The 12321-nt window shown below is 68.2% G+C and carries 11 protein-coding genes; 5 read left to right on the forward strand and 6 right to left on the reverse strand.

Annotated elements, in window-relative coordinates; genetic code table 11:
• Positions 1-3: 3 nt before the first annotated feature.
• The gene (locus tag ASC91_RS02745) at positions 4-1494 is read right to left on the reverse strand and encodes a serine/threonine-protein kinase (protein ID WP_056191829.1); all 1491 of its coding nucleotides are present in this window, start codon (positions 1492-1494) and stop codon (positions 4-6) included.
• A gap of 13 nt (positions 1495-1507) precedes the next feature.
• A complete protein-coding gene (locus tag ASC91_RS02750; protein ID WP_056191831.1) occupies positions 1508-2380 on the reverse strand; it encodes a DUF3365 domain-containing protein in 873 nt (290 codons plus the stop codon).
• A gap of 167 nt (positions 2381-2547) precedes the next feature.
• Here ASC91_RS02750 and ASC91_RS02755 point away from each other — a divergent pair, with 167 nt between their 5' ends.
• The 4 genes from ASC91_RS02755 (at position 2548) to ASC91_RS02770 (ending at position 6039) form a co-directional block, all read left to right on the forward strand.
• On the forward strand, positions 2548-2727 hold the full coding sequence (locus ASC91_RS02755; RefSeq protein ID WP_056191833.1) for a DUF1731 domain-containing protein: 180 nt from the start codon (positions 2548-2550) through the stop codon (positions 2725-2727).
• Complete coding sequence (locus ASC91_RS02760) at positions 2711-3640, forward strand: hypothetical protein (RefSeq protein WP_056191835.1); 930 nt, start codon at positions 2711-2713, stop codon at positions 3638-3640. The genes ASC91_RS02755 and ASC91_RS02760 overlap by 17 nt, the downstream gene beginning before the upstream one ends.
• Positions 3641-3736: 96 nt before the next feature.
• Complete coding sequence (locus tag ASC91_RS02765; RefSeq protein ID WP_056191837.1) at positions 3737-4405, forward strand: response regulator transcription factor; 669 nt, start codon at positions 3737-3739, stop codon at positions 4403-4405.
• Between the two features lie 251 nt (positions 4406-4656).
• Positions 4657-6039: a sensor histidine kinase gene (locus ASC91_RS02770; RefSeq protein ID WP_056191840.1), complete on the forward strand. Its 1383-nt coding sequence runs from the start codon at positions 4657-4659 to the stop codon at positions 6037-6039.
• On the opposite strand, the gene ASC91_RS02775 is transcribed toward ASC91_RS02770, so the two are convergent.
• Genes ASC91_RS02775 through ASC91_RS02790 form a run of 4 tightly spaced genes read right to left on the reverse strand, consistent with a single transcriptional unit; the run spans position 5996 to position 9692 of the window.
• Entirely contained in the window at positions 5996-6586 is a 591-nt protein-coding gene (locus tag ASC91_RS02775) for a hypothetical protein (RefSeq protein ID WP_056191842.1), read from the reverse strand. The two genes, ASC91_RS02770 and ASC91_RS02775, sit on opposite strands and share 44 nt — an antisense overlap.
• A 53-nt stretch (positions 6587-6639) precedes the next feature.
• Positions 6640-7404, reverse strand: coding sequence for a ParA family protein (locus tag ASC91_RS02780; RefSeq protein WP_056191844.1), 765 nt, complete (start codon positions 7402-7404; stop codon positions 6640-6642).
• 45 nt (positions 7405-7449) lie between these two features.
• Positions 7450-7782 (reverse strand): antibiotic biosynthesis monooxygenase, encoded by a 333-nt coding sequence (locus ASC91_RS02785; protein ID WP_056191846.1) that lies wholly within the window; start codon positions 7780-7782, stop codon positions 7450-7452.
• Complete coding sequence (locus ASC91_RS02790) at positions 7782-9692, reverse strand: radical SAM protein (protein WP_056191848.1); 1911 nt, start codon at positions 9690-9692, stop codon at positions 7782-7784. Before ASC91_RS02790 ends, ASC91_RS02785 begins: the two co-directional genes overlap by 1 nt.
• A 177-nt stretch (positions 9693-9869) precedes the next feature.
• Here ASC91_RS02790 and ASC91_RS02795 point away from each other — a divergent pair, with 177 nt between their 5' ends.
• The gene (locus ASC91_RS02795) at positions 9870-12296 is read left to right on the forward strand and encodes a YCF48-related protein (protein WP_082532358.1); all 2427 of its coding nucleotides are present in this window, start codon (positions 9870-9872) and stop codon (positions 12294-12296) included.
• Positions 12297-12321: the final 25 nt, after the last annotated feature.

A 12321-nucleotide genomic window follows, 5' to 3' on the forward strand; every position in this document is an offset into this window, starting at 1 on the left:
GCCTCAGGAAAGTCGCCCCAGCTCCGCCAGCAACTTCGCCCGCGCTGCCGGATCGTTGACCGACTCCGCCAGCCGGTTGAAGAACACTGCCCGGCTGTCCGTGCCGGCGGCGGCGCGCTTGATCAGCACCTTGGCGATAGGCCCGACATGTTTCGCCAGCAGAACCTGGGCCTTGTCCATGACGGCCTCGTTCAGCGGCCCGCCGATGAGGGTGCCGCTGCCCGCCGAGCCCGCCGTGGCGCCCTTGGAGCCACCGGCCGACGGCGAACCGGCGGTGCCGCCGCCTGCCGTGCGGTGGTGGCCGCCGGTGACCAGGCTGGCCTGGCCGAGGAAGGCGTCGCGCGCACGCGGGTCGGTGACCTGCTCAGCCAGCTTGTTGTAGAGCTCGCTGATGTCATGGCACTCGCGCGCGGCGCGGCGCACCAGCACGCTGGCCAGCGGGCCGACATGCCTGGCCAGCGTCAATTCGGCCTGAGTGAGCTGGGCCTTGTCCCAGTGCGATGGCGTCGGGGCGCTGGCCGTGCCCGCCGTGGAGCCGGGCAGCGACGTGCCTGACAGCGAGGGCGGTGCGACAGTGGGCGTGGCCAGCGGCTGCGCGGCGCGCGCGCGCGCTGGCGCCAGCATCACGGTCTTTTCCCAGCCGGTGTCGTCGATGCTTTGGCCGATGCCGTCGGTGATGGCCTGCTTGAATTCCTCGGCGGTGGCATATCGGTCTTCGGGGCGCTTGGCCAACGCGCGGGCAATGATGGCGTCGAACCAGCCCGGGCGCTCGACACCCTCGATGGTCGACGGCGGCTGCGGCATGTCGTTGACGACCTTGTACATCAGCGCCTCGGTCGTGCCGGCGAAGGGCGCGCGGCCGGTGAGGAGCTGGTAGAGCACGACGCCGGCGCCGTAGATGTCCACGCGCCGGTCCATGGGCTTGCCCAGGAACTGCTCGGGCGCCATGTGGCTGGGGGTGCCCACCATGTAGTGGGTTTGCGTGAGGTTGGTGCTCTCGATGCGGGCGATGCCGAAATCGGCCACCTTGAGCCGCCCCCCGGCCGTCGTCATGATGATGTTGGCGGGTTTGATGTCGCGGTGCCAGACGCCCTTCTCGTGCGCATGGCCGAGGGCATCGAGCAGCTGGCTCATGATGCCGGGGATGTCGGTGTCGGTGAAGCGGACCTTGGCGCCGAGGTAGCTGGCGAGCGAGCGGCCCTCGACAAACTCCATCGCGATATAGGCCACGTTCTCGGCGCGGCCGAAGTCGTAGACGGCGACGATGCCCGGATGGTGCAGCCGGCCGGCAGCCTGGGCCTCGTTGCGGAAACGCGAGGCCGGCGCACCGGGGCTGTCGTCGTCGGCGTCGAGCTGGGTGCGGATGGTCTTCAGCGCGACGGTGCGCTGGATGTCGGGGTCGAAGCCCTTGTAGACGACACCCATCGCGCCCTCACCGAGAACCTCGGTGATGCGGTATTTGCCGAGCTGTGTCGGGTGCTTCTTGTCGCTCATGCGCTGAAATGACTCATGTGTCCAGCAGCTTCATGGCCTGCACGACGCTGGCCCGCATGCGAGAGAAGGAATGGGACAGCGTGGCGATCTCGTCCTTGCTGTTGGCCTGGAACTCGGGCGCATCCAGATCGCCCTGGCTGACGCGGTCGGCCAGGGCCGACAGGCGGGTGACGGGGCGCACGACCAGCATCCAGACCATCAGGTTCAGCACGACGCCGACGGCGACGAAGACGCCGATCAGCGACGTGATGAAGACCTTGAAGGTCTGGTCGGCGCGCTGCAGCGGCACGCCCAGGGGGACTGAAACGACCTGCGCGCCGATGACTTCGTTGAGGTTCCAGCCAAAGCCGTTGGCGGGGCCGTACTTGGCGACCATGGTGGCCGGCGCGGCCTCCACGCTGCTGTGGCAGGCCAGGCAGGCGGGGTCGGTGATGCGCAGCGGACGGGCGATGTAAAGCGAAGGGCCGGCGGGCGTGTCGCGCGTGCCGACGGTTTCCTTCAGGTCGGCCGAGGAGCGGAACTGGCCGACGATGTCGACCTCCCAGCTCGTTGCGCGGTCGCGCGGGTTGGTCGGGTTCAGCGTCGCTTCCTTGTAGGCGAACTCGGGGTGCTTGGCCAGCAGCGTCCCCAGCACCTCCGTGGCGGAAAAGCTCGGCACCGTCTCCGGCAGGAACTTGTCGGTCATCTGCGAGACCAGCAGTGGCTTGATCTTCGTGTTGGTGTAGCTGCGCACGGCCAGCGCCTTCTCCATCAGCATCTGCGCGGTGGCGATGGTTTCCTGCTTGGCGTTGTCCTGCAGCAGATTGCGCGCGATGTAGCCGCTCAGGGCGATGCCCAGGCTCATCACGAGCAGATAGACCAGATTGAATTTGGCGAGCAGTTTCATGGTGTTTTTCCCGGAGGCCGGCAATGGTAGTGCGCCGATATGGCTGAGTGGCTTCGTGCTTGCTCGCGGTTCCCGGTGCAAATCCACAGAAGAAAGGGCGCCGGACCGAAATTGGGCCTACCGATGCAGGTCTGGCCGCCTCCTTCGGCCGCCGTACCTGGCTGCGCATGCCCGCCTGGCCGCTGCGCACGCTGGCTGGCGAAATGTCCACACTGCTGTTGGACGGCCAGAACGTCGTTCCTGCCGCGGCGCGGGCCGCCGGCTATCGCTTCCGCTTCCCCACGCTGCAGGCGGCGCTGTCCGACCTGGCGGCGCGGCATGATGCCGGCCATGAACTCGCCCATTGACCGCTGCAACGACGGCAGTGCGAACCCGCCGCGGCTGCGCCGCGACATCAACCTCGGCACTCTGGCCGAGCTGCCGCGCGCCTCGACCGGCTGGCGCGCGACGCACGCCGAGCAACTCGCCCTCTTGAAGGCCGACGGCCACGAAGCCGTGCAGATCTGGCAGCCCACGCGCGAGGCCGCCCGGGCCGCGCGCGACGCCGGCCTGGCCGTCACCGGCATCTGCCGCGCACTGGTTCCAACCGAGGTGGACGCCATCGTGCGTGAGCAGCGCGACCTCGGCTGCGAGATCACGACGCTGCACGTGGGCAACAGCTTCGAGAGCGACGCCGAGATGGATGCCCTCGCCGCGGCCGTGCTGGAAGCCTCGGCGCGGCACGGCCACCCGCTCTATGTCGAGACCCACCGCGGCACGATGACCCAGGATCTCCGCCGCACGCTGGATCTCGTCGAACGCTGGCCGGCGCTGCGCTTCAACGCCGATCTGTCGCACTGGTACACCGGTCACGAGCTGACCTATGGCGGCGAGTTTCACGCCCGCGCGCAGCGGCTCGCGCCGGTGTTCCAGCGGGTGCGCTTCCTGCATGCCCGCGTCGGCAACCCGGGATGCATCCAGACCGGGCTCGACGACCCCGGCGACTACCTCAGCCACTTCCGCTGGATGTGGCAGCGCTGCTTCGAGGGCTTTGTGCGCGGCGCCGGGCCGGGTGACTACCTGAGCTTCAACGCCGAGCTGCTGCCGCAGAAGATGGGCGCCGACTTCTGGCTGCACTACGCCCAGCCGCGTGTCGACCTGGCGGGCGACCGTTTCAACGGTGAGCCCAGCGACCGCTACGCGGACGCCGCGCGGCTGTGGCAGATCGCCGGCGAATGTTTCGAGGCGGCAACACGCGCAGTGGTGGGCGCGCCGCGCTGACATTCACTTCGCGGCGCATTGCTGGCATGTGAATGGCCCCGGCGTGACAGCCCTGCGTCAGCACATCGGCCGCTCTCGCGCCATACTGCTGCCACCATGCGCATCCTGCTCGTCGAAGACGACGAACAACTCGTCGAAACTACCGCCCGCGCGCTGCGCTCCCAAGGCTGGGTCGTGGACTGCACCGCCCGCGGCGAGCCCGTGCCGCGCTCGCTGAAGGAGGACGCCTACGACCTCCTCATCCTGGACATCGGCCTGGCGGGCATCGACGGCTTCGAGACGCTGCGCCGCGTGCGCGCCGAGAGCATCGCCGTGCCGGTGCTGATCCTGACCGCCCGCGACGCCGTCGAGGACCGCGTGCGTGGCCTGGAAGGCGGCGCCGACGACTACCTCGTCAAGCCCTTTGCGTTGACCGAACTGGTCGCCCGCGCCCGCGCCCTGGTGCGGCGCAGCCAGGCGCGCACCAGCAACCAGCTGCAGCTGGCGCGCCTGCGCATCGACCAGGAAGCCCGCCGCGCCTACATCGACGACGAGCCATTGGCCCTGTCCGCCCGCGAGTGGGATGTGCTGGGCTTTCTGATGGCGCGCTCGGGCAAGGTCGTGCCCAAGGAACACATCGCGCTGGCCAGCAATGCCTGGGACCAGGGCGTCAGCGACAACGCCATCGAGGTCTGCCTGTCGCGCCTGCGCGCCAAGATCGAGCCGGGTGGCGTGCAGCTGCGTACCGTGCGCGGCCTGGGCTACTTGCTGGAAGAGATTGGCTGAATCTTCCGTTTCGCTCTGCAGGATCAGCAACGCATGACATCGGCGTGTTTCGGGCCGAGCGCCGGGCCGCTCCCAAGCCGGCCCGCGGTGGCGATGTGCTTGCCGGTCGAGCCGGCAAGCATCGCCGTCCCCTCGGGGGCTGAGGCCGGACACGGCGCGCCCAGTGGGCGCGTTGTGCCTGCCGAAGCGCTGCGGCCGCTGGCCGCAGCGCGGTCCCGGCCAAGGTACACCTTGGACGAGGGGTGGCATTGATGCGCTTCAGCCTGCAGCGGCGGCTGTTCGGCTGGCTGATGCTGCCGCTGGTGCTGGCCTTGCCCGTGCTCGGCACGGCGCTGTACGAGCAGGTCAGGCACAGCGCGCAGAGCTGGCTCGACGAGGGCCTGGAGGACACCGCGCTGACGCTGGCGGGCCAGATCGACGTGCGCAGCGGCGAGCCCCGCATCGATGTCAGCGCCACCATGGACCGCGCCCTGCGCTTCGACCGCCAGGACGATGTCTTCTACCTGGTGTTGGCGCCGCGCGGCGAGGTGCTGCAGGGCGACGCCGGCCTGGCCGAGTTGCAGCCCCGCCCGGCCCCGCAGGCGGCGGGCCACTCCTCCTACGGCGACGTCAAGCTGCGCGGCCGAGAGCTGCGCCTGGTGCAACTCGGCCATGACTGCGGCACCGGTGTCTGCCAGATCCTCGTTGCCGAGACCCTGCACAAGCGCGACGCGCTGCAGAGCGAGATCGGCAGCTCGGTCGCGTTGAACGGCGTGGCGCTGGCTTTGCTGCTGGCCCTGGCCGGCTGGTGGGCCATCCGCCAGGGCCTGGCGCCGCTGACGGGCCTGAGCGCCGAGCTGGAGCATCGCGACCTGCACCGGCTGACACCGCTGGCGGCCAGCCTGCCGCGCGAGCTGGTGCCACTGCAGGCCGCCTTCAACCGCCTGTTCGAGCGCCTGGCCCGCGCGGCCGGCGCCCAGCGCGAGTTCCTGGCCGACGCGGCCCACCAGTTGCGCACGCCGCTGACCTCCCTGCAGACCGAGATCGAGCTGGCCATGCTGGAGCCGCACGACCAGCGCGTGGACCCGCTGCTGGAGCGGCTGCGCCAGCGTGTCGTGCGCAGCGCCCGCCTGGCCCAGCAGCTGCTGTCGCTGGCCCGCGCGGAGGACCGCAGCGTCGACGTGGGGCAGCGCATCGACCTGCGCGACATCGCCACCGAAAGCGGCCAGGACTGGGCCCATCGCGCGCTGCCTGCGGGTGTCGACCTCGGCTTCGAACTGGCCGAGGCGCCGGCGCTGGGCCATGCCTTCCTGCTGCGCGAGCTGCTCGAGAACCTCATCCACAACGCCGTCAGCTACGCCGGCGCAAGCGCCCGCATCACGGTGCGTTGCGGCAGCGATGCGGCCGGACCGTGGCTGGAGGTCGAGGACAACGGGCCCGGCATTGCGCCAGCCGACCGCCCGGCCGCCATGCTGCGTTTCCGCCGCGGTGATGCCGCCACGGGCACCGGCAGCGGCCTGGGCCTGGCCATCGCGGCCGACATCGCGGCCCGGCACGGCGGCCGGCTGGAGCTGCTGGATGCCCACGCCGGCCCGGGGCTGCGGGCGCGGCTCAGCCTGCCGCCGGTGCCTGCGGACCCAGCCCCAGCTGCTTGAAGAGGTTCATCGCGACGACGACGCGCCGCCCCGGCGTGGCCGGCACCTCGTGCATGGTGATGCCCGGGAACATGATCAACGTGCCGGGCCGCGGCTGGTAGGCGCTGGTCTTGGAGAACACCAGCGGCGCGCAACCGGCTTCAGCTTCCAGGTAGACAACGCAGCTCAGGTCGGCCGGCCAGTGGTTGTGCGGGGCCGTGTAGTCGGCCTGTTCGTAGATGGCGCCCCAGCAGTGGGTGACGAGCAGGTCCAGCCCGAGCGAGTCGAGCTCGCCCGACCAGGCTTTGGGCGCGGCCGCCTTGGCGATCTCGACGACGCTGGCGCACAGCGGCAGCAGCTTGGCATTGAGCATGTGGCTTTTCCACGGGCTCATGTACACCGACTTCACGTTGGACTCGGGCGACTGCGGGTGGCTGATGCGCAGCTCGTCGATGGCCTCGCGCGCCAGCTGCAGCCGGTCCGCGATCGGGCCCAGCTCGGCAATGATGACGGGCAGTTCGGTCTGGACGCTGGCGCCGACGATGCGTACGGATTCGGGAGTGCTCATGCCGACATTCTGGCCATCGGCGCTGGCGGGCCAAGGCCGGAAAAACGCCCGGTTCAGCCCAGCGCTTCGTACAGCGCCTGCATCTCCTGCGTCAGCTTGTGGCGCGCATCGAGATGGATCATGGGCCGGCTCAGCTCGTGCGACTCCTTGACCTTCACACTGCTCGACAGATAAGGCTGCAGCACCGGCAGGCCCTCGTCCAGCAGCTCCTGCACGACGCGCTGCGGCAGCGAGGCGCGGGCCTGGAACTGGTTGACGACGATGCCCTCCACCGACAGCTCGGGCGCGTGGTCGGCGCGGATCTCTTCCACGGCTTCCAGCAGGCCGTAGAGCGCCCGGCGCGAGAAGTCGTCGCAGTCGAAGGGGATGAGGCAGCCCTGGGACGCGATCAGCGCCGAGCGTGTGTAGAAGTTCAGCGCCGGCGGCGTGTCGATCCAGATCTCGTCGTAGTCGTCGGCCAGCGGCAGCAGCGCGTCGCGCAGCTTGTAGATCTTGTAGCGGCTCTCCAGCTTGCCGTGCAGCTCGTCGAGCTCGGCGCTGGCCGGCATCAGGTGGAGGTTCTCCCAGGGCGTCTCGACGACGAACTCGGTCGCGCCAGGTGCGCGCACGCTGAATTTCAGCGTCGATTCGAAGAATTCAGCCGAGCCCGCGGCGCCTTCATCCAGCGCATCGCCCATCAGGTAGCGGCTGGTGTTGCCCTGACGGTCCAGGTCGATGACCAGCACCCGCTTGCCCGCTGCCGCGGCAATCGCCGCCAGGTTGCTGGTGATCGTGGACTTGCCCACGCCACCCTTCTGGTTGAACACGACTCGCCGCATCGCCGCCTCCGTTGCTGGATGCGGCGATTGTGCACTGCACAAAAGTCAGTGGGCCGGCGTGGTTTCGGCGAGCGGATGGGCGATGCCGCCATCGCCATAGGTGCGCACCACCTCGGCGATGACCACCTGGTAGCCCCTCAGCCATTTGGCTTGGGCCTGCTTGGCCTCGCGGTGCGCGGGGTGGCTCATCAGCTGCTGCAGGGCCTCCATCGAGTCCCAGTAGTAGACGTTGGAGATCAGCCCGTTCGCTGCGTTCTCCCAGGCTTCCTCGCCGAGGTAGCCGGGAATGGCGCGGGCGATGGCGGCGATGCGGTCGTCCAGCGCGAAGAAATCGGCGTCGTAGTCGCCCTTGGCGAAGGTGAAGGTGGAGGTGTACATCAGGTGATTGTCGCGAGGGCGCGCTCGACGAAGCGGCGCGGCACTGTCGTCTTGGGTACGCGCACCGGGAACCAACTGCGGATATCGCTGTCCACGCCGATGCCGTGCATGAAGTTGTACAGGCCCTTCTTCAGCCCCTGGCCCAGGCCGTCGTGGTCGGTGGGCGTGGGGTCGATGAAGGCGACGTCGTTCTTCGCAAAGCGGCCATCGGCGGGCAGGGGCTGTAGCGTGACGCCGTATTCCGCCGGGTTCAGTCCGACGGGCGAATGCACCGTGCAGGCGAAGCGGTGGAAGAAGCCGCTGTGGATGCAGCCGTTCTCGAACAGCTGGCGCACGTATTCCAGCGCGTCCACGGTGTCCTGCGTTGTCTGCGTGGGGAAGCCGTACATCAGGTAGGCATGCACCAGCACGCCGGCGTCGGCAAAGGCCTTGGTCACGCGCGCCACCTGCTCGATGCTGACGCCCTTTTTCATCAGCTTCAGCAGCCGGTCCGATGCCACCTCCAGCCCGCCCGAGATGGCGATGCAGCCGCTATCGGCCAGCAGCTGGCAGAGCTCGGGTGTGAAGGTTTTCTCGAAGCGGATATTGCCCCACCAGCTGATGGCCACGCCGCGGCGGATCAGCTCCTCGGCCAGAGCCTTGAGCGCCTTCGGGGGCGCGGCTTCGTCGACAAAGTGGAAGCCCGTCTGGCCCGTCTCCTTGACGATGGCCTCGATGCGGTCCACCAGCACTGAAGCCGACGCGGCCTCGTAGCGCGAGATGTAGTCCAGGCTGACGTCGCAGAAGCTGCATTTCTTCCAGTAGCAGCCATGAGCCACGGTCAGCTTGTTCCAGCGGCCGTCGCTCCAGAGCCGGTTCATCGGGTTGAGCATGTCCAGCAGCGACAGATAGCGGTCCAGCGGCAGGCCGTCCCAGGTCGGTGTGCCGACGTCATCGAAGGGAATGTCGGGCTCGACGAAGTTGGTGTACCTGACCTCCGTGCCGTCGCGCCAGAAGGTACGCACCAGGCGCGTCTTGGAGCGCTTGCCGGCGACGTGCTCCAGCAGCGCCAGCAGTGGCCGCTCGCCGGCGTCCAGCGTCACATAGTCGACAAAGTCGAAGACGCGCGGCTCGGCCAGTTCGCGCAGCTCGGTGTTCACATAGCCGCCGCCCAGCACGCAGACGACCTCTGGCCGTGCGGCCTTGATCGTCTGGGCGATGCGCAGGGCGGCGTAGACCGAGCCGGGGAAGGGCACGGACAGCAGCACGACCTCGGGTTGGTGCTGTTCCAGCGCGGCCAGCGTCAACGTGTGCAGCGTGCGGTCGACGAGATTGGGCGGAGCGGCCAGGGCGGTGGCCAGCGGGTCGAAATGCGCTTGGGCCGCGGCCAGGGATTCGGCATAGCGGACGAACTCGAAGCGTTCATCCACGGCGTCGCGCAGCACGTCGGCGAGGTCGTTCAGGAAGAGGGTTGCGAGGTGGCGCGCGCGGTCCTGCAAGCCGAGGGCGCCAAACGCCCAGGCGAGCGGGTCGCCGCCGTCCTCGTCGACATAGGCGTCCAGCGACGCGAAGCGTGCGCCTTCGGGCAGGAAGGCGCGGGTATTGATGCGATGCGCCAGCGTCGGGTCGCGGCCCTGCAAGAAGCCGAGGACGCGCGGCGTGGCGGCAGCTATTGCCGGGAACTCGGCGGCAAACCAGGCCGTCTGCGGCGTGCGCTCGCCTTCGGGCAGGGCCAGCACGGCTTCATGCAGCTGGGCCAGGCCGGTGGGTGTGAACAGCTCCAGCACCAGGGCCAGCGCCAGGTCCACCTGCTGCGCATCGATGCCGCGTGAGCGCAGGAAGCCCGTCAGGTAGGCGGTGGACGGGTAGGGCGTGTTCAGCTGCGTCATCGGCGGGATGACGGAGAGGACGCGGGAACGATCAGACGGCATGCCGTGATTGTCGCGGCCGTCGGCCTCACGGAGATTGCATGCCGGCCGCACCTAGCCGGCCGTGTCTGCAGCGTGATGCTTTGCTTGGCCTTTTGCTAACTGACGGGAAATAGACACATCGTTTCGTGCCCTATTGCACGGATAGACTGATTAGCAAATATCAGCCGAAGAGTGCGAATGAAAACACTGAACAGGAAATTGCCGAGCTGGTGGGGTGCGCTGGTTGCAGCGGCGCTGCTGAGCGCATGTGGCGGCGGTGGTGGGAGCGGCGGCGAGCCTCCCACACCGCCGACCCCTTTGCCAGATACCCTCAGCGTCACGGCACCGGCGACGGCCGAGTCGACCAGTGAGCTCCAGTTTGGCAGCAGCGCGCCCTCGACGCCGGGCCTCAGCTTTGGTTGGGATTTCGGTGACGGCAAGACCAGCACCGAGACCAGTCCGAAGCATCAGTACGCCAAGGGTGGCGATTACGACGTCAAGCTCACAGTGAGCAACGCTGCAGGCGCCTCAAAGACGGAGGTCGTCCGCGTCAGCATCACCAACCTGAACAACGTCAGGGGCCTGCAATGCTCCAAGACAGGCGATGGCGGCTGGTGCTGGCAGCAGCCGTTACCGCATGGCAATGTGCACACCGACAGCTTCTTTGCATCCAAGACCTCGCTGTTCGTGACGGGAGAGCATGGCGAGCTGTCCCGGAGCACGGATGGCGGCGTCACCTGGTCGACTGAGGCCAGCGGTTCCACGAAAGCGCTGAGGGCCGTCAGTTTCGCTTCGGCGAAGCACGGCTGGGTCATGGGTGACGAGCCCACGTTGCTCCGCACGACCGATGGTGGGGAGACATGGAGCCGCACGGCCCCCGTGCCCCTTGCGCTGCGAGCCGGCTTTGGCAGTCGGCTGGTGGCGGTCGACGATCAGATCGCTATCGTCGGCACCACGGGCCTGCACACGACCGATGGGGGCGCAACCTGGGCGCGGCACGATTTTTTTCTCAGCGACATTTCATCGCGCGGGACGTTCTGGGGTTTCTCCGGTGCCGAGTTGAGACGCTCCACGGACTTCGGACGGACCAGCACGGTCGTGCTCGACCTGTTGGCTCATGGCAATGGCGGTAGCGCGTTCTTCAACCTGGTCGACGACCAGACCGTGGCTGCCGGATGGGTGTTGTCGACGTTCGACCCGGCCACGGTGAGCTGGGTAACAACCTATACGCTCCTCCTGAGCTTTGACGGCGGTGACAGCTGGCGCCGCGTCGACCCGAGCACCCTTGATGGCGCCGCGATGCCGGTGGGCAACAGGCTGAGCATCATCCGGGCGAGCGCAGCGGACCAGGTGCTGCTGGCCAGCCTCGACAATCGGACGCTGATCTCCAGCAACGACGGCGGAACGCACTGGAGCACCGTGCGGCTGCCTGCGCTGGGCGCCACCGGCGAGGGAGCCCTGGCCGTCGGCACGACGGTGCTGGTGCCGTCACAGGGCCCCTTTATCTGGCGGCCATCCGAATTGGGAGGCGAGTACGCAGAACGCGGTCTGGCCTGGAGCGGTGACGGAGGGCAAACATGGTCCTCCGCATCGGTGGAGGGCCTCAGCAAACCCACCTATGCGGCCTTCAAGCGCCTTCGTCAGGTCGATGGCAACGTCTTCAGCATGCAGGACAGCACCGGGCGCGCCTTCCTGTCGACCGACGGAGGACGCAACTGGACGATCGCGGTCGATGCCGCTCCACTGCCCAACTACCTTCCCTCGTCGCCCTGGTTTGGCGGGTACTCCATGAAACTCGCCTTCCTTGACGCCAAGCGCGGCCTTGGTCTGGATGCGACGGGCCAACTGCGCCAGACGAGCGATGGCGGGCGAACCTGGACGACCAAGCCGAGCACAGGCCTGCCCTCCACGGCCACCAACACGGCGCTGCGCTTCGTCGACGACAAGATCGGCTGGATGCTGCAGAGCGACGGCCGCCTGTACAAGACGTCGGATGGCGGCGCCACATGGCGTGATGGCCAGCTAGTTCATGGGGGCCTGGTGCGATTCGACTTCGTCGACGCCAACCGTGGCTGGGGCGAGCCGACCGATCGGCGCGGGCTGGTGTTTACCCGCGATGGCGGCCAGACGTGGATGACCCTGTCACCGCCGCAGACGGTGAGCGTAGGTGGGCTGTTCTTCGGAGACGGGCGACAGATCGTCATCTATGGACGTGGCACGTTGCTGGCAAGTACGGTGGACGATGGCCAGACCTGGACGGTTCTCGCGCCCAACGTTGAATCGCCGTTCAACACGCGCAGCAAAGTCATCGCGAGCGATGCCAAGACCTGGTGGTCCGCGCAAACCTTCGGCTTGTACCGTTCGGACGACGCTGGCGCCACCTGGACCGAGGTGACGGGCGTCAGCGGGCAGTTCGCTGACATTGCGTTCGCCGATGCCAACAACGGATGGGCGGTGGGCCGTGGAGGCATGGTTGTTGCCACCACGGATGGCGGCAAGACGTGGGTCAGACAGCCCACACAAGCAGACCGCGACCTGTGGCGCATCCAGACCGTGGACAGCAAGACGGCCTGGATCGAAGGTGAGGCGGGGACGGTGCTGGCTACCGGCAACGGGGGGCGTTAGTGCGCCGGCCCCGGTGCGCTGTGGC

This window comes from Pelomonas sp. Root1237 (assembly GCF_001425055.1).
Lineage (GTDB): Bacteria > Pseudomonadota > Gammaproteobacteria > Burkholderiales > Burkholderiaceae_C > Pelomonas.

Excerpts from the sequence above, each read along its gene's own strand:
- ASC91_RS02760 (WP_056191835.1), top strand. The coding sequence starts at position 2,711 with ATGAACTCGCCCATTGACCGCTGCAACGACGGCAGTGCGAACCCGCCG.
- ASC91_RS02795 (WP_082532358.1), top strand. The coding sequence starts at position 9,870 with ATGAAAACACTGAACAGGAAATTGCCGAGCTGGTGGGGTGCGCTGGTT.
- ASC91_RS02785 (WP_056191846.1), bottom strand. The coding sequence starts at position 7,782 with ATGTACACCTCCACCTTCACCTTCGCCAAGGGCGACTACGACGCCGAT.
- ASC91_RS02780 (WP_056191844.1), bottom strand. The coding sequence starts at position 7,404 with ATGCGGCGAGTCGTGTTCAACCAGAAGGGTGGCGTGGGCAAGTCCACG.
- ASC91_RS02775 (WP_056191842.1), bottom strand. The coding sequence starts at position 6,586 with ATGAGCACTCCCGAATCCGTACGCATCGTCGGCGCCAGCGTCCAGACC.
- ASC91_RS02750 (WP_056191831.1), bottom strand. The coding sequence starts at position 2,380 with ATGAAACTGCTCGCCAAATTCAATCTGGTCTATCTGCTCGTGATGAGC.
- ASC91_RS02765 (WP_056191837.1), top strand. The coding sequence starts at position 3,737 with ATGCGCATCCTGCTCGTCGAAGACGACGAACAACTCGTCGAAACTACC.
- ASC91_RS02755 (WP_056191833.1), top strand. The coding sequence starts at position 2,548 with ATGCCCGCCTGGCCGCTGCGCACGCTGGCTGGCGAAATGTCCACACTG.
- ASC91_RS02770 (WP_056191840.1), top strand. The coding sequence starts at position 4,657 with ATGCGCTTCAGCCTGCAGCGGCGGCTGTTCGGCTGGCTGATGCTGCCG.
- ASC91_RS02745 (WP_056191829.1), bottom strand. The coding sequence starts at position 1,494 with ATGAGCGACAAGAAGCACCCGACACAGCTCGGCAAATACCGCATCACC.
- ASC91_RS02790 (WP_056191848.1), bottom strand. The coding sequence starts at position 9,692 with ATGCCGTCTGATCGTTCCCGCGTCCTCTCCGTCATCCCGCCGATGACG.